22 protein-coding genes are annotated in these 19920 nt (G+C 37.6%); 8 read left to right on the top strand and 14 right to left on the bottom strand.

From position 1 onward, the window contains the following. The first annotated feature begins 60 nt into the window (after positions 1-60). From C7972_RS16025 to C7972_RS16000, 6 genes are all read left to right on the top strand, one after another. Complete coding sequence (locus tag C7972_RS16025) at positions 61-273, top strand: hypothetical protein (RefSeq protein WP_110357185.1); 213 nt, start codon at positions 61-63, stop codon at positions 271-273. A gap of 183 nt (positions 274-456) precedes the next feature. Then, entirely contained in the window at positions 457-672 is a 216-nt protein-coding gene (locus C7972_RS16020) for a hypothetical protein (RefSeq protein ID WP_110357184.1), read from the top strand. Between the two features lie 469 nt (positions 673-1141). Beyond that, positions 1142-1489, top strand: coding sequence for a DNA-directed RNA polymerase subunit alpha C-terminal domain-containing protein (locus C7972_RS16015; protein WP_110357183.1), 348 nt, complete (start codon positions 1142-1144; stop codon positions 1487-1489). 707 nt (positions 1490-2196) lie between these two features. Next, a complete protein-coding gene (locus C7972_RS16010; protein ID WP_110357182.1) occupies positions 2197-2658 on the top strand; it encodes a RadC family protein in 462 nt (153 codons plus the stop codon). 82 nt (positions 2659-2740) lie between these two features. Beyond that, complete coding sequence (locus C7972_RS16005; RefSeq protein ID WP_146216338.1) at positions 2741-2935, top strand: hypothetical protein; 195 nt, start codon at positions 2741-2743, stop codon at positions 2933-2935. Between the two features lie 335 nt (positions 2936-3270). Further along, entirely contained in the window at positions 3271-3756 is a 486-nt protein-coding gene (locus C7972_RS16000; RefSeq protein ID WP_110357180.1) for a hypothetical protein, read from the top strand. Between the two features lie 12 nt (positions 3757-3768). Here C7972_RS16000 and C7972_RS15995 read toward each other — a convergent pair whose 3' ends face one another. The 14 genes from C7972_RS15995 to C7972_RS15930 all read right to left on the bottom strand — a co-directional run bounded on the left by C7972_RS15995 (position 3769) and on the right by C7972_RS15930 (position 16907). Next, positions 3769-6807 carry a TraQ conjugal transfer family protein gene (locus C7972_RS15995; RefSeq protein WP_110357179.1) on the bottom strand — a complete coding sequence of 1013 codons (3039 nt, stop codon included), beginning with the start codon at positions 6805-6807 and terminating at the stop codon, positions 3769-3771. An 11-nt stretch (positions 6808-6818) separates the two neighbouring features. Beyond that, positions 6819-7358, bottom strand: a complete 540-nt coding sequence (locus C7972_RS15990; protein ID WP_103441831.1) for a conjugal transfer protein TraO — start codon at positions 7356-7358, stop codon at positions 6819-6821. Positions 7359-7360: 2 nt separating this feature from the next. Beyond that, positions 7361-8335: a DUF4138 domain-containing protein gene (locus C7972_RS15985; protein ID WP_103441832.1), complete on the bottom strand. Its 975-nt coding sequence runs from the start codon at positions 8333-8335 to the stop codon at positions 7361-7363. 2 nt (positions 8336-8337) lie between these two features. Continuing rightward, entirely contained in the window at positions 8338-9348 is a 1011-nt protein-coding gene (gene traM, locus C7972_RS15980; RefSeq protein WP_103441833.1) for a conjugative transposon protein TraM, read from the bottom strand. Between the two features lie 10 nt (positions 9349-9358). After that, positions 9359-9991: a hypothetical protein gene (locus C7972_RS15975; RefSeq protein WP_110357178.1), complete on the bottom strand. Its 633-nt coding sequence runs from the start codon at positions 9989-9991 to the stop codon at positions 9359-9361. A 31-nt stretch (positions 9992-10022) separates the two neighbouring features. Next, positions 10023-10934 carry a type IV secretion system protein gene (locus C7972_RS15970; RefSeq protein WP_103441835.1) on the bottom strand — a complete coding sequence of 304 codons (912 nt, stop codon included), beginning with the start codon at positions 10932-10934 and terminating at the stop codon, positions 10023-10025. 7 nt (positions 10935-10941) lie between these two features. Then, on the bottom strand, positions 10942-11559 hold the full coding sequence (locus tag C7972_RS15965) for a hypothetical protein (protein ID WP_110357177.1): 618 nt from the start codon (positions 11557-11559) through the stop codon (positions 10942-10944). Between the two features lie 12 nt (positions 11560-11571). Next, entirely contained in the window at positions 11572-14106 is a 2535-nt protein-coding gene (locus tag C7972_RS15960) for a TraG family conjugative transposon ATPase (RefSeq protein WP_110357176.1), read from the bottom strand. Continuing rightward, on the bottom strand, positions 14091-14414 hold the full coding sequence (locus C7972_RS15955; RefSeq protein WP_110357175.1) for a DUF4133 domain-containing protein: 324 nt from the start codon (positions 14412-14414) through the stop codon (positions 14091-14093). Before C7972_RS15955 ends, C7972_RS15960 begins: the two co-directional genes overlap by 16 nt. A 12-nt stretch (positions 14415-14426) precedes the next feature. Continuing rightward, positions 14427-14747, bottom strand: a complete 321-nt coding sequence (locus tag C7972_RS15950) for a TrbC/VirB2 family protein (RefSeq protein ID WP_157943811.1) — start codon at positions 14745-14747, stop codon at positions 14427-14429. Beyond that, entirely contained in the window at positions 14719-15069 is a 351-nt protein-coding gene (locus C7972_RS15945) for a hypothetical protein (protein ID WP_146216337.1), read from the bottom strand. The genes C7972_RS15950 and C7972_RS15945 overlap by 29 nt, the downstream gene beginning before the upstream one ends. A gap of 9 nt (positions 15070-15078) precedes the next feature. Beyond that, positions 15079-15525, bottom strand: coding sequence for a hypothetical protein (locus C7972_RS15940; protein WP_110357172.1), 447 nt, complete (start codon positions 15523-15525; stop codon positions 15079-15081). 11 nt (positions 15526-15536) lie between these two features. After that, positions 15537-16220, bottom strand: coding sequence for a ParA family protein (locus C7972_RS15935; protein WP_110357171.1), 684 nt, complete (start codon positions 16218-16220; stop codon positions 15537-15539). A 459-nt stretch (positions 16221-16679) separates the two neighbouring features. Further along, on the bottom strand, positions 16680-16907 hold the full coding sequence (locus tag C7972_RS15930; RefSeq protein ID WP_110357170.1) for a hypothetical protein: 228 nt from the start codon (positions 16905-16907) through the stop codon (positions 16680-16682). 163 nt (positions 16908-17070) lie between these two features. On the opposite strand from C7972_RS15930, the gene mobC reads away from it, so the two are divergent. Both mobC and C7972_RS15920 read left to right on the top strand, forming a co-directional pair. Further along, positions 17071-17454, top strand: coding sequence for a plasmid mobilization relaxosome protein MobC (gene mobC / locus C7972_RS15925; RefSeq protein ID WP_103441843.1), 384 nt, complete (start codon positions 17071-17073; stop codon positions 17452-17454). Position 17455: 1 nt separating this feature from the next. Then, on the top strand, positions 17456-19750 hold the full coding sequence (locus C7972_RS15920; RefSeq protein ID WP_110357169.1) for a relaxase/mobilization nuclease domain-containing protein: 2295 nt from the start codon (positions 17456-17458) through the stop codon (positions 19748-19750). Positions 19751-19920 lie beyond the last annotated feature (170 nt).

Genomic DNA, 19920 nt, shown 5'->3' with positions numbered 1-19920 from the left:
TATCGAGAAAATCGCTGGTAAAATTAGACATATAAACAAATTGTAAAACCAAAATAAAGGATGAAAAAAGAAGAAATAGAAAAAATTAATCCTATACTTAAGGAAACGTTTCAACCGTTGTTTGGAAAAGGGTTTATCACCAAAGAAGAATATGATGAAATTATTGCTTCTGAGATATCTAGTCCAGATACTTACTTGGTTAACTTATTCGGACAATCTAGAACAAACGAGATCGAAAAAGCAATGAAATTGGATTATTTAAAGTTTAAATAAAGGATTGAATTCTGAATATTTCGGGTATATACTGAGAATTAAAATGGTAATTTAAATATAGTCCCTAGTAATAACCGCCACTAGCACTGAACATACTGTTGACAACTTTACTGATACTTAAATCGAATTTTTTTTTTTTGACGCCAGTTTTCCAATATTTTTATAGCTTATCAAAACTAACCTATGATAGACAATATCAGGCGTTTATTCGAGCAAATGGATGCCCCTACCAGGGAAGTAGCATTGGCCTGCCTTAAGAAAGAGTTCAATGTCAAACACGGGAAATTGGTCAAGAACGAATGGATTATCGGTGGTAAAATTCCCGAAGCCTTCCAAGAAAGAACCGTGAAATTGTTTCAGAACCTAATAATGAAACAGGCAATTCTATTAGATAGATAAATTTCTCTAAGACCTTTAATCGATTTTAGATCATGGATGCCATTTTTCTTCCAAGCCTCATATTTTTAAATAAACCCCAATATTATTATCTTACTGAAAAGTTCCAATAAAGGATGAAAATTTTTCTTCTAAGTCCGATGAATAAATTTTGGATACCTTGAAAAAAGAACAATGTCCGTTGGAACTAATGAAGTCTTTTTGGACGTTTCCAAAAAGGCAAGCTGTATATTATCTTGTTGCCACGGTAGGGAGAAGGCCAGAATTGAAGATATGTACCCCAAATATTTTACAGAGTTCCTGTGGATTTTACTTTGATCAACTAGGGTTGTGACTTTAAATCGATTCAGGATTATTTGGGAGCATTCATCCATAAGCATACCAGTCAATAAACCAAGGTGGCCGGTTGAAGGTAATAAAAAACACTAGGATTGAAAGCTAGAACAATCGTGATGCCATCCAAAACCATGTAATGAAAAAGGAAATAATCACTTACTATGAATTTTTGGAAGCCCTATCCACCATAAGAAGATTCAAGAAACAAGTTCCTCTCCTTTATAAGGAAATGGAAGAGGAGGTCAACTTGATATCCAAATTTGTTAACGTTGACAAGAACACCAAGATTTGCCAATTGCCGTTGTCCACCCGGGCATTGAACGTATTGAAAGCAATGGACCATATCGATATATGGGAAGGAACGACCCAGGACTTGGCCAAGCTCTCGATGAAGAAACTTTTGGGCACCAAGAATGCAGGAAGAAGAACTGTCGACGAGATAAAGGAACTATGTCTGTTCGCCAATCTCCAAATGAAGCCGTAGTAAAAAGAACCCGAATTAGCCATTTAATGGGCTAATTATTGGGAGTTATTAGAAGTTATTAACGCCTAAATAAATGTAAAATATTGATTTACAATATTTTATGTATATTTTCGACTTAAATATACTATTTGTGATACTTTCAAACATTGTATCTTAGCTGTAGCTAGTAACAGAGCTATCTGGCTTGAAACACAAAAGATCGGAATTGAGGTCCGATCTTTTGATTATTAATGCTCCACAAAACAGTTGAGATATGGAATTTGCATTTCTGTATTTACTACTTTTCTATATGATTCTACGAGAATTGAGATAAGTAGTTAAACTTTAGAAGCCCTGTTTTATGACGGGGCTTTTTTTGTTCCGTACAAATGTAAATATAAATCTTCTTTTGTAGAAACTATATATAAATTTAGGAATTTCTCCCAATAACTGTTCTATTGCATTTTGCAAGGGTATCGAACCCTCTCAAAACGATTCGGTTATTTCTTGTTTAATATGGCAGGTTCCAGCTTAAAAATTCATTTTTCATACTTATGCCGCAATTTAATCAAGCCGCATTTGCCCTGTCCATGTAGTATTTGAAAAAATGGGGTATCCCTCCTGTCAGGGGAGCCCACCACAATTTTTTAAAATCTCCACATGGACCTATCCCCACCGCTACGCTCCTGTTGATTTTTTTCGCCGCATAATCTTAAAAACATACTATTATGAAAGACATTCGAATCGCAACCTTTAAAGATTTCGTTGGAGAGTTAACGGCCATTTACAGGAGAACAGAACTACCCACTTTTCAAATAACCTCTTCGAGTTCCGTGAGAGAGTTCATTTATCCCTATTTTGACGATGTAATGGACGATCACGAAGAAGTGAAGGTCATACATTTGAACCGTAAAAATCAGGTGGTGAACATACACCATCTAACATCTGGCACCGATAACGGTTGTCTCATTTCGACAAAGGATGTGCTGCGACAGGCAATCCTGATCAAGACAAGCTCCCTGATCTTGGTTCACAACCATCCATCAGGGAATCTAAATCCCTCGGAAGCCGACAAGCAAATCTCCAGCAAGTTGAGGGAAGCTTCAAAGTTGGTGGACATATCAACCCTTGACAGCATAATAGTTACTAGGGAGGGATATTACTCCTTCGCAGATGAAGGGCTTTTTTAGGCCCTTTGTTTTGCTGTTACAATATTGCTGTAATTGTACGCTTTTGAGTACATTTGTAATAAATTCAAAAATTTATACCAGTATGGATTATAAGTTTGTACCCCTAAGAAATTGGTTATTGGAACGGGAAGCTCTCTCTATTAGGAAGTTGGAGGACAACTGTGAAATGCCCAGGGATACCCTACGGCATTTCCTGAATGAACGAAGGAACTTTCCTGAAAAGCATTATGAATCTTTATTGAAAGAGTTGGTAAAGTATGGGTTTCATCGGGATTAAACCCTCTACTTAAGAATTTAAAGAAACAAAACCCTAAAGCCAGAGCTATGAAGCCACACATGGCAACAGGTGTTACACTAAAGGGTTTTTGTAAATTTATGGAAGTTTAATTAAATGAAGATATAATTAGAGTTTTAATGATTGCCATACCTACGCTCATAATATTTATCTTTATGCAAAGGTCTAAAACATGTTCTTATGAAATGAGCCATGACAATTCTTGATATCAACCGAAATCGAAGATTCACGAACTCCAAAATTTAAAATAAAAACTCGTGAGTAAATGATTATTGGCGAATTACATCTGACCTTTTAAAAACAAAAAAAATAAACAGATGAAAATTATTACTAATGTTTTTCTCATTTTTTCCATTTTGCTATTTTTTGCATGTAGTAATGATAATGACAATGTTTCAGAATCGGACAGGGCTCAAGCGCTTCTTGGCCAATGGGAATATCAATCTATTATGACTGACAAAGCAGTGGATATCAATGGGGATGGAACGGTAAATATCGACTTGTTCAATACTCAAGAAATTAGGCAATGTTTAAAGGATAACCTTACATTTTTTACAAAAATGGGCGTAGGGGAGAAAGGGGCATACGCTATCAACGAAAATGGCTTGTCATGTGATGATCAAGACCCTTATTCAACAATTGAAGAGGATAGCTACCAATTAATAAATAATTCGATTATTCAATTTGATATGAGAAATGAGATGCGGATTCTCGAGCTTAACAGAAGTAAGCTGCAAATTGAAACAAATGATAATTTAGGTGGTCAGAATGTTATTGTAACAATCACATTTAAGAAAAGCTAGTTATAAGAAAATTTATACACGAATGATATTTCCAGTAGCTTTTTCACTCCATTGCCCGTTAGAATCAAAAACCCTAACTTCATAAGGCTGGTCTTGATATCGAAGTCTATTCTCCCTTGGTTCTTCCTCTAATTCAAAATAGCGTTCAACACCTGATCCTCGTGCGTCATTGTAATTGAATAGCATTGTATCCCATCTACTAGTATTTCTATTGAAGATTCGAACCTCCACCTGTTGTAAGGTGGCACCATTATAAGCTTCTGAACAATTTGCAGCAAAACAGGTATATATCCGAACCACGTAGTCACAGCCATTAAGACCACCACATCGTATATTATGCTTCTCTCCTTTGACGGCTGCTGTGGGCTTTTTAAGCATTAAAATCGATTCACTGGCAGTCTGTGATATCCCGGTTGAATTTTCGACACGAAAATTAATAGTAAAACTGTCGTCAATTTGTGGATAAAATTGCATGGCAACTGAACCATACTCCAAGGGAATAACCTCACCTTCCCTATATATCTTTCCCTGATGATTTATATAACCCCCATTCATATCGGCAAATTCAAATGTCATTTGGTACATGACAGATGTATCGTGTCCGGCGGTAGAATTTGTGACCACATTTAATAGAAAGGGTTGATTTTGATATTTGTCTAGTGTTGATTGTCCGATGGTAAGATCAAAAAATTCTTCATATTTTTCAAAATTGATATTTACATCTGCTGTTTTTTCAACCTCTGAAGATGATCTGACCGTAAACTCAATATTATGGTTGGATTCAGATATACCAGTATACCTTCCCTGGAAAGAGCCAACTGGAACGTCAAAACTTTCTCCTGCCGCATAAGTATTGCCTTGATATTCAAAGCTGCCGTTACTACTTCCCGATGAAAAATACATCACGTAGCTATCACCTCCAATGCCCAATTCTGTGATATTGAAATTAATATCAACAATCTCTCCTGTATATACCTGAGATTGTGTCGTGTTTGCATTAAAATTATAATTCTTTGGCGTTACGTCCATGGATATAGTAACCGTTTTTTCAAGACCGGTATTGTTTTGAACATAAAAAGTCAAATTGATACTGCTCTCGTCTGTGCCTTCCAGGCTCCAGTTGAAATTTCCTTTGGGAACATCATAAATATTCCCTGCACTCACTTCTATGCCATTTTCATTCTTGATGAGGGCATTTCCGTTTAAGCTATATCTGATATTATATTCTGAATAACCAATACTTTCCGAAATGTTGAAGTTAAGCGAGGTGATCTCCCCGACTGAAATATCTGTTTTTTGACTTCCACCTGTGAACAGAAAATCCACTTGGTTGTAGTTCACCATAGTATTCGCAGTATGCGTCACATTTGCACTTGACTCTACACTCAGAACAATATCATGCTGACCAGCTTGGGTACCAGTATAGACTACATTATTGTTATTTGGTACAAGTTGAAATTTTTCGCCTGGTCCGTATTCTATTCCGTTTACTCGAAGTGAACTATTCCTGCCGGATGAATAAAAGGCTTCATAAGTATCATTGGTTCCTTCAGGTATTTCATTGATGTCAATAATTATATCTACTGGTAAATTTGCAAACTCGGAAGTCTTTGACGGGGTCATACTCAATGTAAAATCGTTCTGTTTGGTTTCAAGGTCAATATTGACCGGCCCCACTTCCTGACCGTAATTGTCGGTTACAATAAATGAAATTTGGTGCGAACCTAAACTTTCTGGATAATAAAAAAGTGAAAAGTTACCAAGTTCCACTGGATAGCCTGTTGAGTTCTGTAGGGTGTTGCCATTTATCCCGGTCAGCCTTCCGTTGCCCTCCACAATTTCATAGGAAATATTGTAATCTATATTCTCTGTGTTGCCATTGGATTTAATATTAAAATTGAGTTGAGTACGCTCATTTAAAAAAACTGAATTGCTTTCCGAATTACCGGAAAAAGTAAATGGGATGTTCGCCACCTCGATTTCAACGCTGTCCTGTTTTATCTGTCCGTTTGAATCCCTCACATCAAAGAATATTGTCCGTTTTCCCAGTTCAGTACTCGTAAAAGTGAAATTGTAGGAATTGGGAATTATAGGCCTAAATTTACCTGGATCCATTACGCCACCGTTCTGGTCGCGCACGGTACCTGCACCTTCGCTAGTAGATGAAAAGGAATGGGTAATTTCATATGCTACGTCAGATTCTTCGTCTTGGGTCCTCAGATCTATGGCGACGGCCAAATTAGTATTTAATTCCACTTGGGTCGATGCAGCAGTGGCATTAATTGTAAAGCCGAGGTTAAGTACAGTAAGAAGAAGAACCTCGGTCAAGGTAGCACCATCAGGAGCTTTGGCCGTAACGATTAATCTATGTTCGCCCAAGGTATCCGGAAGGTATCCCATCTCTGAAATTCCTTTTGGTAAGTTAAATGGTTTTCCAGCGTCAAAAGCTTCTTCTTTCAAATAGAGTTTCCCGGTTCCATTTTCAATCTGATACGTTATTTCAAATTCCCCTTTATTATCGGGGTTTTCGGTTTCCTTATCCCTAAGTAGTGTTACGTTCACAGGATTCTTGGAATTGATGATAAAATCGTTGACCCCTTTGTTTAGCAAAAAGCTAAAACTGGCGTATTTGGCATAGTGCAATAGTTCCAATTTTTTCTCCCTGGCATTTGAATCCCAAGCAATGAAGTTAATTTTATGCATGCCTGTATCGATGGCGACATAATTATATGACCACTGCTTGTCGATAATGTTCAGCGTATCATTCTCAAGGATAGTATCGCCTAACATGTTCATGAAGTATCCTTTGCCCTTCAAAGTCGTATATCGCGCATAATAATGAACAGTACTTATTTCTTTTTCAGGAATAATTGAAAATAAAGTTTTGGCACTTTCAAAAACGAAACTGGTTTCCGGCTGTTCAATGGAGAAATTGAAATCAAAATCATCCAAAATAATATCCTCAAAATCCTTGCTACAAGCAATGATAAGCACTGATATTAAGGCGACAAGCCCCAGTACTACTTTAGTAACTTTTTTGTAGTTTTTCATCTTCAAAGTGTTTAGAACAGAAAATAGCGAAGACCGATTCCGACAAAAGGATAAAAATTTCCTATATCGCTATTGACGTGATAGTATTCGTTGGCCTTTAGTAGAAAGGAGAAATCATTGCTGAGGGTTATTTCCCCTTCCAGTCCCAAATAGGCTCCATATATAAATTGACTTTTAGCATCTATGATCGCTCCGTTCTCAAGCAAGTTGCTGCCATTGTTAATGACCTCGTATCCGATAATTGCCCCACCGCCAAAATTGAGGGCATACCGTTTAAAATTTTTCTGTTCCCAAATCTTGATGAAGTATCCGGGCTGTACAGTGAAAATGTTATAAGGAATATCAAACGAACCTTTATCCTCTGCAATGGCGGCAAATATGCTCAATTGCACATAACGCTCTCTGTTTACGTGGTAATTGAACGTGGCCATTATACCATAACCATCCTCCGCGTAACCCCCGCTTATTCCGACCGATGAGGCATAATTGCCACTTTGCGTGTATGCCATTGTCGTAATGAAAAGTGTCAAAACTGCTATAGAGTTCCTCATTTTTAAAAGTTTATGGGATTATTGATAATTTCATGGCCAATGCGCAATGAAAGATTGCGGTTGCCGGACTCTTCGTCCAATTCCACCAGAACCTCTTTTTTCTCATCCAAGGCAAACTTTTTAAATACCACAACAAAATGGTTCTCGCTTTTTCCTGCTATGGTTTTAGGTTGTTTGTAGACAAAAACCGGTTTGAGCTCCATTTTTTGGTTACTACTGCTATTTTTATAGTTGGTTGCAATTTGATGCTTTATAAAATTGATATCCATATCAAGGCCTTCCTTGTTTTCTATCCTATATTGAAAATAAAGCTCGTCCTCGTTATAGTAGACACCTTTTAGCCATAGGAAAACATTGTCCAATCTAGAAAAATACCGACTGATTTTAGGCTTGTCGAATTGCATATAATAACATCGAAGGCGATAATATTCCAAGGGGTCGGATAGGTACAATTCTTTGGAAGCACTATCTTTAGAATTACCAGCAACTATTTTGTCGGAGTTTTTAATATGAGAAATAGTGTCCATTTTCTCCATTTCATTGTTAAGCTTCTCAGGTGTTGCTATCTGCAGCTGATTTTCGTTCCTTTTTTCAATTGGTTTTCCCTCAATGTTGGCAACGGCCATTTCTTGAGTGATGTACCATGTCGTTTTTTCCGGAACCGCAACTAATTCCAATACAAAATCGTAAACGTTTCCAGTATCAGTAATGACCAAATAGTTGGTTACATTTTCTTTTTCGATGGCGAGTTCATCGTAATAGAGTTTTATTATTCGGCCACTAAATTTGCCGCCTTCCGGTTTTGGTAAGTCCACAATAAAACCGAAATCGTTGCCGATACTACTTTCCGAAATGTTTTCAGGAAAAATAAGAATGGTCTTGAAGTCCTTGGATATTTGCAAGGTATCGCTAGAGGCTTGGCCAACCAACGTATACCCTGAAAATAGGACCGATATGAGCAATAGTGCATTCATCATCTCTATATTTTTTTTGGTTTTAGAATTACACGGTCTCCATTTACCAAAAGTATCTTGTCTTTCTGTTTGTATTTTTTCTTTTGGAAAAAATTGCCAAAGGTGCGTACCAGGTTTTGTGCCAATGGAATTTCTACTGTTTCGCCGACAGCCTCCGATAATTCGTTTACACTTTGTTGTTGAATATCGGCTGTGAATTCCTGCAACAATTGACCCGCTCGCTCATTGTGCAATCCGACCATGCCATCTTCCTGATCAATTGCGGTCAATTCCATTGCTAAATTGTCAATATTGGTTATCTCCAATAAAACCCTTGATCCCTTAACGTTGGCAGTTGCATAAACAAATGTATTCTTAGGGAATCGCCTACCCTTGTAATAGATATCATCCTTTAAGATCAGGGTAACACGGTTACCCGGTAAAATAAACTGGTCACGGTAAATTGCTGCATCGAATGCTATTGCATTCGTCTTGGAGTCGGTGGATGGTTCTGTATAAGGAGCGGAATAATCCTGACTACGGGCAAGACGTTGATCCCTTGCTTGCATTAATAAATTTCTGTATTCCAGTTTTTTTTGTGCATCCGTGGTTTTGGAAGTGTACTCGGGAATAATGGATTCGGGATATGAAGTGTCCTTGACACTCCTATTGCTACTGTTTTCCATTTCATCCAAAGAAAAGTTATTGAGTTCCTCTAAAATACGTTCTAACGAATCATTCTCATTCTTGGTTTCTAAAATACTCTTGAAGAGTCCTTTTGACCTCAATTGATCTAGTGAATCTTGCTGTAACTTTTTGTAAATATCGTTAGGTTTCGTAGCATCGAGTTGTTTGTTATGGTCTGGCAAATTATTGTTGTACGCATCGTCAATGTTACTTTTTTGCTTGTCCTTACCCATAGAACTGATACTGGTCATTACAAAGAATACTGCCAGAAGAACTATAATAGGGGCAAAGAAAGCGAACAGTCTATGCCGTTTTATCCAAAGATTGAATTGGTCAATTCTGCGGTTCATAGGTTGGTAATTACAAATCTTGGTTGTTTAAAACGTCGAACTTTATAATCTTAAGTCCGTTCAAATTATTTGGAGTTGAGTTGGTCTCTACCAAGTACCCTTTGGTTATCATATTCCGATATTCCACATTGCCACTCTTTAAAATCCTTTGTTTTCCAACGAATCGAAATGGAAATGGATATTCGGAGTAATCCACGAAAATTGAATCCTTTTCTATCTCTATCGAATAGCCACTTTTGGCGATATCCTCGTAATAGTTTTGATCGATCAAACGATTGTACAGCCTTTGTACCGAATGATCGGCCATATACAGCGCCTTATCTTCGATATTTCTCTTGATATGGCGTAAATCGGGTTCCAACGCAAAAAACAATTCATGGAAATTGGCAATATGGCCTTCACATAAAATATCTATTGCCCGCTTGTAGTCCTTTATCCTGACGGCAGCCAGCTTCTGGCCGTTATCGAGCAGATAGAAATTGTTTTTGGCGCTCTCGTTCGTCTTGTAGGTATAAAAGATATTGAGGATAGTGGTTACGAACGTGAGAATTAAAGATACATATAGCACTTTATTACTCCTACTACCAATCTTGCTTAAATCGTTGAAAATCTTATAATTACCGTCCATCTGTTTTTTTGACATCGTTTAAAGTCAATTTTTATCGTTAAACTGCTTATTGTATTAGGGTTCTTACTCCCTTTGTAGCTCCTCCCGTGTTGGCATCAACTGTCGTTTGTGCTACTTTTTTCACATAGTGTTTAGTCCGATCCTTCAAATGGCTGGCACTGACGTTCATTCCCTGCACGATGAAGTTGGATAATATAGGGGCCTTTAGATAAACGAAAACGTTCATTAACATCAACAAACCGCAGGTGAGCACTAAACCTAAATTTGCATCTCCTTCGGACAGTAATGAGTCTATCAGCTTATCCAATACGTGCAGCATAAAGTTATCAATAAGGTGAAGCATGGGTATCCAGAGGCAGACACTCATGAATTTTTGTAGCCATGCCTTCCACATACCTGAAAATACTGGTATGAAGGACAACCCTATATTCAATGGCCCAAATATTATCAACACGAACAAATACACTACGGACATCGCTTTTATTCCCACAAATACAATTGCAGAAATGACCGATGCAATGGCTGTAACCCCAGATGTGATAGCCCCGAGAACAAGTATTTGAATAGCCTCCGGATCGCCCTGTAACAGAACCCAGGATACCCCAAAATCCACCATAGCAGTTGTCTGGGCCACCAGGATTTTAATATGGAGGACGTCCCATGAAATATCATTAGCCTTTAGGGACATTCCAATTCCTTGGTAGAATTCAAGAATGGTCCTTGTCAGGGCCCGATAATTAAAAAGGACAAAGGCCAATGGCATCCATTTGAGATGTTCGAAAATATCAGCTCGCTTATCCTTATTGAGAAACACTAGAATGGCAACTACCGAGATACCAATACATGCGAAAACCTGACCGATTTCTATCATCGGGTCTACAACTTCGTAGGCATCTAAAATATATTGATCAAAAAGTTCATTGACCGATTCCCGTATTCCTTTGTCAGTGATGTTCATACCATGATTAGTTTTTATTCATATTGATCAGTGTGCGGCGAGATTCTCGGAGGGAATTGATTTGTGATAGTTTATGATTGTAAACAATTAGGTTGTCCAAAATGGTTTCCAGTTTAAGGTTAATGGCATTGACCTTCTTTAGCCGTTCTTCAGGCAAAATGATGGCTTTGGTATTTATAATCTCATTGCATTGTTGAAATAGATTTTTAGTCTCCAAAAGAGCATTGGCGGCATAACCAAAAAATTCATCGATTTCCTTTCGCTCCAAATATTCCAATTCTTGGACAGTCTGTTTGGAAGTTCTATATGCTTCGAGAATCTTTGTTTTTAGTTCTATGGCCAAGCTCACATCTGTCGATCCGGTCACGTATTTGGGTGCCTGTTTCTTAGCTTCCAATTCTTCTTTCAGAATTTCTCTGGATTTGGAGGTTTCATTATTGTTTTTCTCCATTAGATTAATCAACTGGGACAAGTTTTTATTGACAGCTTTTAGCTCTATGTTGATATTCATGAGCTGGCTGTTGACCATTCCAACGCTAGCGTTTGTGGCAACATCTGTTACTGGAATCTGGGAAAAAAGCGCCAGGTGCAGCAATAGGCTCAGAATTACTGGAGTTAGTTTCATTTTTTTTTGGTTTTATGGAGTATTGTCAAAGGCATATGCCTTAGCCGTCAACTCCCAATTTTTATGATTTTTATTGTATAGTTGTTTGATCTTAGCATTTTCGGTGGGGTTGGTTTCATAAATACACTTTTCTTCCAAAGACGTTTCCACGCCATACACCTTTACCTTGTCCATCCAACAAAATGCAACCTCACGGAATTTCCTGTCTTTTGGTAGGTCTTTGTTGAGAGAAAGAATGAGTTGTTTCTGTTTTTCACCCAATCCCATTAGGGACTGTATTTTATCAAAGGATCGGGCAAAGTCGCGCATATCCAAAAACACTTTTATATGCGAATTGACCACAATAGCATTTTTGATGATTTCAGAGGATATAAAATCATCAACTTTTTGGGAAATGAAGATTGGCTGGCCGCCCAACTTTCTGGCCATTCTGGACTGGTTATTAAAGTAGTGTACAAGTTCCGGTCTTACTAGAGCCTTCCAGGCTTCGTCGACGGCCAGTATTTTATTAATGGATAATTTTGTAGGGTCGTGCATTTTCTTGTTGAATATTTCCATAATCATCAAGGCGGTAATAGGAAATAGCAGTTCGTTATCGATCAATTTGCCCAATTTGAAATAAATAATCTTTTCATCACTTAGGCTGGAAATCCGATCGTCCAATTTGTTCAGTAAGCTTCCCCTAGTGCCATTGGCATAGTATTTTTCCAAAAGGAACATGAACACATCAGAATCGAACTTTTCCTTTGGGACTTTTTTAGTTTTAATATAGGTTGCAATGTGGATTTTGCAGTATTCAAAAAAGGTATCGAACTTATAATTTTTGTCTCCATTTTTCCACATCCATTCGTAATAGTCGGTAATCAAAAATTCCAAAACGGTATTTGTTATTTCTGATCCGCCTATATTCCCATCCTGACCAATAATCAATTTTAGAAGGGTTACAAGGTAAACTAGCTTTCCTTGAGCTAAAGTTTTGCCCTTGACGTCGCTTTCAAGAGAATCATATTTGTCCAATAAAAAGGGGTTGAATGTAAACGCCTTTTCATCATCGTGCTGCAACGTTACACCGCCAAATACTTCAGTAAGTCTATCGTATGAGTTGCCATCTTCCATAATTATGGCCTCCGCGCCCTGTCTTAGTTCGGAAGCAAAATAATGATTGGCTAAATAAGACTTGCCACCACCCGACCCTGAGGCGACCAACATGCCCCGATTGAAGATCCAATCTTTTTTTTCTGGTTCCCTGTACACAGATACTGAAAGCGGTTGGCCAGTAACACGGTCAACCAATCGCAATCCATCAACAGCCCTGGTTGCATCTTTATAACCGCCTTCAAGATAGAGTAGGGCCGTGGCCATATCGCTGGGCATGGGCAAGTACATATCGGAAGATATCCCGATCGCGTTACCAGCTATTCCTGCAAAGAAAAGGTTCTTTCGGTCTATGGTGTTGTGTTTGGCATTTATCTTTAGTTTTTTGAAAGCGCCTGTAATGGAGTTTTCCATTTGCTTGGGCTGATTCCCTACTTCTTCAAAACCAAAAACATTGAGATGGTAAAAAACAGATTCCTTATGATTTTCCAAAATTTCTTTGGTATAATCATAAATCTGGTCCGCATAGATGGCATTGCTGTCATCTTTTTTGCCATTACCGAATCGCAGAAAGCTTTTGGCTTTTTTTCTTAAGCCTGTGAGGACTTTTTCTTGATTTGGAATATAGATATATTGGTTAATAACGTGCTCATGAGGAACTTTGAAACCTAAAGAAAAAAGATTGCCTATAGGAAACCGGTTTTGTCGGGTAGTGAACTTTCCATAAAATTCGTAGGTACCGATATGGTCCTTATTAAACTGGTCCAAGTTTTCAAGGGTAAAAAACTGTCCTTGTTTATTTCCCACATGTATGGTGTTGTTGTCAAAATCTACATCCACCAGATTTGTGTTATTTTCCTTAAGGCCAAAATATTTGGCGTAAAGTCCATTTTCGGAAAATAAGTCGTTGTATTCAAGAATATGCGATGCTATGTATCCAGAGGAATTAATCAGATTGTTCACGTTCTGTACCTGAGCTTCAAAATCTGCTAGCAAACTACTATTGATGAATTCATCGGGAACGGTTTGGGTCAAATAGAAATCCCGGTTTTTCTCTATAAAGGAGTTCGCCCGTTTGGAACTGTATTTGATATAGTTTTCTGGAACAACACTGATATATAAATAGTGCGTTCCAACTAAATAGGGGCGACCTTGAAAATGTTTTTCGTTTGCCCTTTCCATCATATCGCCCTGCAGTCTTTCTGATATGGGCGTATAGTTTTCCTGGAGGAAGAAATCTTGCCTATGCAAGAGTCTATTTGGGCCTAAAATATTTATGATATTCAAGAAAAGTTCTTGAAGGGTTCCATAGTCTTTGGTGTCCAATGTGAACACTTCGGGTAGAATAAGCTGTAATGGAATTGTTAAACATCCCCTTTCTTTTGATATTAATGCCTGCCGTTCATATCCGTATATAGGGAATGCATCCCAAAGAGCTACCTGTTTTCCCATAACAATAGTTTTTTATAGTCATTGCCTATTTTGATGGAATCAGGTTTGGAAGTATCGGCAAGTTTTTTAACAAAGCCATTGGCGCCATAGGTCCTAGAGTAAAACAGCAAGATCATGAATACGACGACAATTGCTATACCAGTAATTAGCAAGGCCAACAACATAGAAATAAAAACGGATAGGACAAGGCCTGTTATGATTGCCGTCGTACCAAGGTATACGCAGTAAAAAATGTATTTTGCGTTGAGACCTTTGTAATAGACATCTTTTTGCAGCCCTTTCTTTATAGGAATGTGGCAGTTTTCCATAATACGGGAAATTTAGATGTTAGCTATTTCCTCACCTATGGCGATCAGAGCAAAAAAAATGGCGATACCAATAATAATCTTGCCCAATTTATTGGCCAGGTCCGTCTGCTGATCTCGAATATATAGATAGGTCAAACCGGTTATGGCAATGGCCACACCAGCAATAACCTTAATAATATCGACAATTTCCCTGGAGAGGTTTTTCGAATCGTTCTTGAAATCCTGTGCTTCCTGAAGCAGTTGATCGAATTGACCATAGGAGCACACGGTTATGGATAGCAGAATTAAAAAAAGAAGAAATGTTTCAATTTTCGGATTCCGGCGGTATTTCATTGGCCGTATCCTTGTTGCGGATGACTTTGAGTTTTTCATGCTTTTTGCGAGTTATGGAATTTGAATCATCTTCAAATGAACCCTCTCTAAAAGCTTCCAAAAGTTTAGAAGTGTCTTCCACTTCGTTTATCTGGTCGAGTACAGCGTTTAAATCGGTCTTATCATTATCTGATTTATATACAAATTTATCATTTAAACGCAAATAATCTAATTTTTTTGAATGTTTTTTTGTCTTTCTGCTTTTTTTGGATAATAGCACCCACATGATATACCCGTACCAAACAAGGGCAAGACCGAACAATATGTACCAGTAACTGCTCAAATTTCAGTTTTATTTTTGCTCAATGAGCGTAATTAATTTTTCATAATTTCTATTCGTAAAATCCAGCAAAACCTTTCGAATCAAATCGTTCCTTGAGGTCTTGACACCCATTTTATAGGAGATACCCATTGCCAGTTTTTCGTATTTCATGGCACAATCACTGTTGATGGTCATAAAAAAGGTTTCTTTTTTATTCTTCAATTTATCGGTTTGCAATAACACATCCAACTGTTTTCCGATATTATGGTTATTTTCAGAAGGACTCTCTTCCTTCGGTTTCCTATTTTTCTCCAACTTGTTAATAGCATCCTCCTTTCTAACGTTGAGGGAAGTGGTTTGTTGTTTTAGGCCCATACGATCTAGTTTGAGCTGTTCTAGCGTGCTTGATGTCTCCTGGTTTTTATTTGCCATTTGCTCGAGCAGATCAAGTGTGGTGATTTTTTTCTGTTTTCCCATTGAAATCTAGTTTATAAATTTGATAACTGTTCTACTTCTTCGAAGAATTTTTTGATATCCATATCCCCTTCTTCCTTGTTTTCGGGAATAGGGTAGAGGGTATTCCTATATTGTTCCTTGTAAATAGTCCTGTCCTTGACCACGCTTTGCATTATAGGGATGCCGGCTTTTTCGAACTGTTGGCGGAGCAGTGAAAACTTGTTTTTCCTTACCAATTTAAATTTGTTGAAAAATAAGTTGACACTTTTGAGTACACGCTCATTATTGTCCAGAAAGTTGTTCTTTAAGGTAAAATAGAAATTAGAGGTGCTGTCTATCTCCAATTCGTCGTGGCTAAATGGGATGAAAATATGTTCCACATATAATAGGCCCTTAACCATTTCTACGTTAAGACTCCCAGGGAGGTCCAGAATAATATAATCTATAAGACTGTAATATTTCATAATTGTGTCTTGGATAGATCCCACTGTTACCCGTTCTATAGTGTAAGGCTCCAATTCCTTAATTTCCGAAGCATCCAAGAAACTAAGTTCACGCTGTCTTTTTTTATAAATCGAATACTGTGGATTGTCCCCATCAAGGAGCACTACCTTTTTTCCTTTTGCATAATGAAGATTGGAAGCAAGGATAAGGTTTAGGGTCGTTTTTCCGATACCACCTTTTTCACCCACGATACTTATAATTTTTGTTTCCATGAAATAGATATTAGTTTTGATGTATACATATATTATTGAGCCGTTATAATTATAAATAGGAATATGAATATATATTTATAGGGATATATTTACCTATAAATATATTTGAATATGCACCTATTTCTAAGTTTAAATATATGTATATAATTAATTAATAATCAGGTTTTTATATAATATATTTTAATGTAGGTCCATATAAAACCATATCAAAACAGATAGGTACAGCGGGAGGTTCCATATGGTTTTATGCATTGGTTTTTTGATCAGGATTTTTTGTACTTATTACCAATCATGTAGAGAATATTATTACCATTTTAAACGCCTAGATAAGGTTTTGGTTTTCCTTTCATCACCTCAATATGGTTTATTCCATTATTAAGTTTTTGAAGGGACGGGATTTAATATAATGTTGGTTTCTGTATAGTTCCAAATCCCTCCGGAAGTCGAGCAACCCTTCCACTACAATCCTCCCAATGCGGACACGCTTCGCCGGTCCATTCTGGAAGTCTTTCCGTTCCTGTTTTCCTCGACACCCTCGGTACCGCGCAAAAGTACAAGCGCCCAAAAAGTCGCTTGACCTTTTTTCACCCGACCCACAAAAAATAGTTGTATTTCATTGTTTCTCAACATTTCCAATGCATCAAATAAGACCATATAATTCTTATGCCTGTACCCATTTATATCCATATGGCCTGATATGTATTTGAGATGTAAAATACTGATTATTAGATTGTTGTAATCAATTTTATTCTACTATATTTATCCGTGTAGACGGATAGCAAGTTATGTTTTAAGCATCTTAAAACGCCTACTTCTGACGAAGTGAAAACTGATAATATAGAGGGAGAAAATGGCAATCAACAAAGGCGGGAGAAAACGTTTGGGGGACAGGAAGCGGGAGCATGCCATAACGCTTAGGTTCAATGGCCGGGAAATTGAAAAAGTAAAGACTATCCTGCAGTCCTATAATCTTGATTTTGCTAAAAGGGGAACCGTCGGGCCTTTTCTAAGAAAACTTATCCTAAACAGGGAAACGATAAAAGAGAAAAGGGTTCCAGATGATATATCGAACCTCAATTACCAATTGAACAAAATAGGAGCCAACATCAACCAACTGGTAAAGGTGGCCAACTACAAGAATATGCGAAGCCCCAACTCGAACCTGGAACGGGAGATGGAAAAAGCCAGCGAACTGATGCTCGAACTTATAGAAACGATCAACAACGGAAGTTAAAATGATAGCAAGGATACTATATCGGAATAATGTGCAGGGGGTAATGAATTATGTATTGGGCAAGGCCGATAGCACCATACTCGGCTTCCAGAACACCTATTCGGATACCGATACCAACACAGCATTTTTCGGTAGGGTCCTTTACTATCTCGGCAATCGGCACGATTCTGAAAGACGATATGTACATGCGACTATCAATCTTCCCCGAGGCGAACATTTGGAAGACATCGACTTTTTTGAACTGTCCAAAGCGTACATGGAACATATGGGCTATGGAGAACAACCTTATATGGTGGTACGCCACCACGATACCAAGCACGAGCATGTCCACATAGTCTCGACCACCATAAGGGAAGATTGTCTGCAAATAAACCTTTCCAATGATTTCAAAAGGAACGTAGCGACACAGAAATACCTTGAAAAACAGTTTGGGCTCTCCTTATCGCCTGAAACACTTAAAGACAGGGAGCTTCCAATTTATCGGATCCCACAATTCAAGAACGAGGACATTAACGGGGTCAGGTTCTATATACAGGATATCACAAACAACATGCTCCAGAAGTACAAGGTGCGAAGCTTTAAAGAATTGTCCGAAATATTGAGACCGCACCACATCCAAGTAAGGACGATGGACCACAATGGCAGGATAGGCGTATCGTTTGGCATAGAAGTGGAAGATGGATACAGATCAAGATTTATCAACGGGTCCACTGTACATCCACAACTTAGCGGTCCAAAATTGCAAAAGGTCTTTGAGCGGAACAAGCGTTCCAAACTATTGCCTATGGTACAAAAGCGTTTGGAAAAACAGATAATGACCACATTTAAATTGTTCGAGAACATACATTATGAAAACTTGCTGGATGTACTTAAATCCTATCAGAATCTGGATTGTGAATTGCTTTACGATAATGAAATGCAACCAAGTGATATTATCATCTATGATAAATCAGGATTTATATGTAGTACTTCGGAAATAGGTTCAGAAATAGATGTCGTAAACCATCCACAGATAAACAATTCCGAGGATGGGGAAACCAGCATAGATGTGGATAGCAACCAGTTTGTTCTTGAAATACAAAAACTAATAAAAAATGCCTTTTATAAATCCTACTTGGATGCCAATAAAGGTAAAATGATGTTATCGGAATTTGTAATAATAAAAAGCTTTAAGGATTTGCTGCCCTTTTTAGCTAGTTCTGAACAATATTCATTTCTAAACCATTATATGCCCGAAAATAATGGTAGTACCTTATTGATTTCGGTACAAAAGGAATTTGAGAGCATGCGAATGATGTTGGGTATAAAGGAATCGAAAAAAGAACTAAAAACACTGGAAAACAGGGTTTCGATTTTAAAAAAGGTATTGGAAGCCAATGTATTCGATATTTCTGGGAGCCAAACTACCTTATTTCATTTGCTACAGGGTTTAGGCCTCAAATATAGTAATGGTTCAATTTCCTATAGCAACTCCAATATCCATTCCGTTAAGATGTTCCTGGACAATTATCATATTCCAAATGAGAATGAAGCCTACATATCCTTTGGTTGTATCAATCAAAATGAAAAGGTATTGGAAGTGTTAATGGAAGAAAAAGGGTGTAAGGCTCTTGATTTAAGCGCCACCGCTTTTTTCCTTCCCATGTTACTGCCCCAATTATACAGTTCAATGACTCTGGATTATGGAAAGCGGTTTGAAGAACATAGCTTAAAGGCATATCTCCATAAAACGGAACGGCTCCATTTGCCATACGAAAAATCCGCAAGCGATTATATAAAACTGTTCAACGCCAAGGGATTTAATTTTAAGCAAATAGAGGATGATATTTGCATCAGCTCTATTTATTCAAAACATGGGGTCAGTATTCCGTTAGCATTAAAAACCCAGGCATATCTTAAATCGATCAAGAATTTGGATCAAGTGTTGAACGAGCAATCCAAAACATTATCCAATATAATGGACGAGGGTAGGGGACAGCTTAAAAATTTATGGCTTTCTTATTTGATAGAAAAAGAATTATACGGTAAAGTTGCTTTTATGATGATCTACGATAAATTACGTCCAAATTTGGATAAGGACGTTATGGAATACCATTTAGAAAAGGGGTTGCGGGAATGGTTACTTCAAGTATCCAAACAAAAGTTGAATTCACAACAGGCAACTATTTTGCGTAGGAGTGCCTTTGCCTTCAGTTCTCTTTTGGGAGGTAGCCATTATAAGGAGGAAGAAGTATTTAATGGGTTTAAAGACGAGCTTACGGATTATTCCAAGCGAAATGGAATTTACCTCTCCTGATTAATTGATTATTGAGGATATGAAAACATAGCAATGGCAATTATGCAAGTGGGAACAGGTTAATCTTAATTATGAACAAGAGTAAGTTTTACCCTTATATCGATAACAAAGGTAAATTTTCGTTATATTTACCCTCGTTAATTCAACGTAAGTAATAATTACTCTTGTTC

It is taken from the genome of Arenibacter sp. ARW7G5Y1, assembly GCF_003201775.1.
In the GTDB taxonomy this organism is placed as follows: Bacteria; Bacteroidota; Bacteroidia; order Flavobacteriales; family Flavobacteriaceae; genus Arenibacter.
This window is presented reverse-complemented; position numbering and strand designations above follow the sequence as displayed.

Excerpts from the sequence above, each read along its gene's own strand:
- C7972_RS16025 (WP_110357185.1), top strand. The coding sequence starts at position 61 with ATGAAAAAAGAAGAAATAGAAAAAATTAATCCTATACTTAAGGAAACG.
- C7972_RS16020 (WP_110357184.1), top strand. The coding sequence starts at position 457 with ATGATAGACAATATCAGGCGTTTATTCGAGCAAATGGATGCCCCTACC.
- C7972_RS16015 (WP_110357183.1), top strand. The coding sequence starts at position 1,142 with ATGAAAAAGGAAATAATCACTTACTATGAATTTTTGGAAGCCCTATCC.
- C7972_RS16010 (WP_110357182.1), top strand. The coding sequence starts at position 2,197 with ATGAAAGACATTCGAATCGCAACCTTTAAAGATTTCGTTGGAGAGTTA.
- C7972_RS16005 (WP_146216338.1), top strand. The coding sequence starts at position 2,741 with ATGGATTATAAGTTTGTACCCCTAAGAAATTGGTTATTGGAACGGGAA.
- C7972_RS16000 (WP_110357180.1), top strand. The coding sequence starts at position 3,271 with ATGAAAATTATTACTAATGTTTTTCTCATTTTTTCCATTTTGCTATTT.
- C7972_RS15995 (WP_110357179.1), bottom strand. The coding sequence starts at position 6,807 with ATGAAAAACTACAAAAAAGTTACTAAAGTAGTACTGGGGCTTGTCGCC.
- C7972_RS15990 (WP_103441831.1), bottom strand. The coding sequence starts at position 7,358 with ATGAGGAACTCTATAGCAGTTTTGACACTTTTCATTACGACAATGGCA.
- C7972_RS15985 (WP_103441832.1), bottom strand. The coding sequence starts at position 8,335 with ATGATGAATGCACTATTGCTCATATCGGTCCTATTTTCAGGGTATACG.
- traM (WP_103441833.1), bottom strand. The coding sequence starts at position 9,348 with ATGAACCGCAGAATTGACCAATTCAATCTTTGGATAAAACGGCATAGA.
- C7972_RS15975 (WP_110357178.1), bottom strand. The coding sequence starts at position 9,991 with ATGTCAAAAAAACAGATGGACGGTAATTATAAGATTTTCAACGATTTA.
- C7972_RS15970 (WP_103441835.1), bottom strand. The coding sequence starts at position 10,934 with ATGAACATCACTGACAAAGGAATACGGGAATCGGTCAATGAACTTTTT.
- C7972_RS15965 (WP_110357177.1), bottom strand. The coding sequence starts at position 11,559 with ATGAAACTAACTCCAGTAATTCTGAGCCTATTGCTGCACCTGGCGCTT.
- C7972_RS15960 (WP_110357176.1), bottom strand. The coding sequence starts at position 14,106 with ATGGGAAAACAGGTAGCTCTTTGGGATGCATTCCCTATATACGGATAT.
- C7972_RS15955 (WP_110357175.1), bottom strand. The coding sequence starts at position 14,414 with ATGGAAAACTGCCACATTCCTATAAAGAAAGGGCTGCAAAAAGATGTC.
- C7972_RS15950 (WP_157943811.1), bottom strand. The coding sequence starts at position 14,747 with ATGAAATACCGCCGGAATCCGAAAATTGAAACATTTCTTCTTTTTTTA.
- C7972_RS15940 (WP_110357172.1), bottom strand. The coding sequence starts at position 15,525 with ATGGGAAAACAGAAAAAAATCACCACACTTGATCTGCTCGAGCAAATG.
- C7972_RS15935 (WP_110357171.1), bottom strand. The coding sequence starts at position 16,220 with ATGGAAACAAAAATTATAAGTATCGTGGGTGAAAAAGGTGGTATCGGA.
- C7972_RS15930 (WP_110357170.1), bottom strand. The coding sequence starts at position 16,907 with ATGGATATAAATGGGTACAGGCATAAGAATTATATGGTCTTATTTGAT.
- mobC (WP_103441843.1), top strand. The coding sequence starts at position 17,071 with ATGGCAATCAACAAAGGCGGGAGAAAACGTTTGGGGGACAGGAAGCGG.
- C7972_RS15920 (WP_110357169.1), top strand. The coding sequence starts at position 17,456 with ATGATAGCAAGGATACTATATCGGAATAATGTGCAGGGGGTAATGAAT.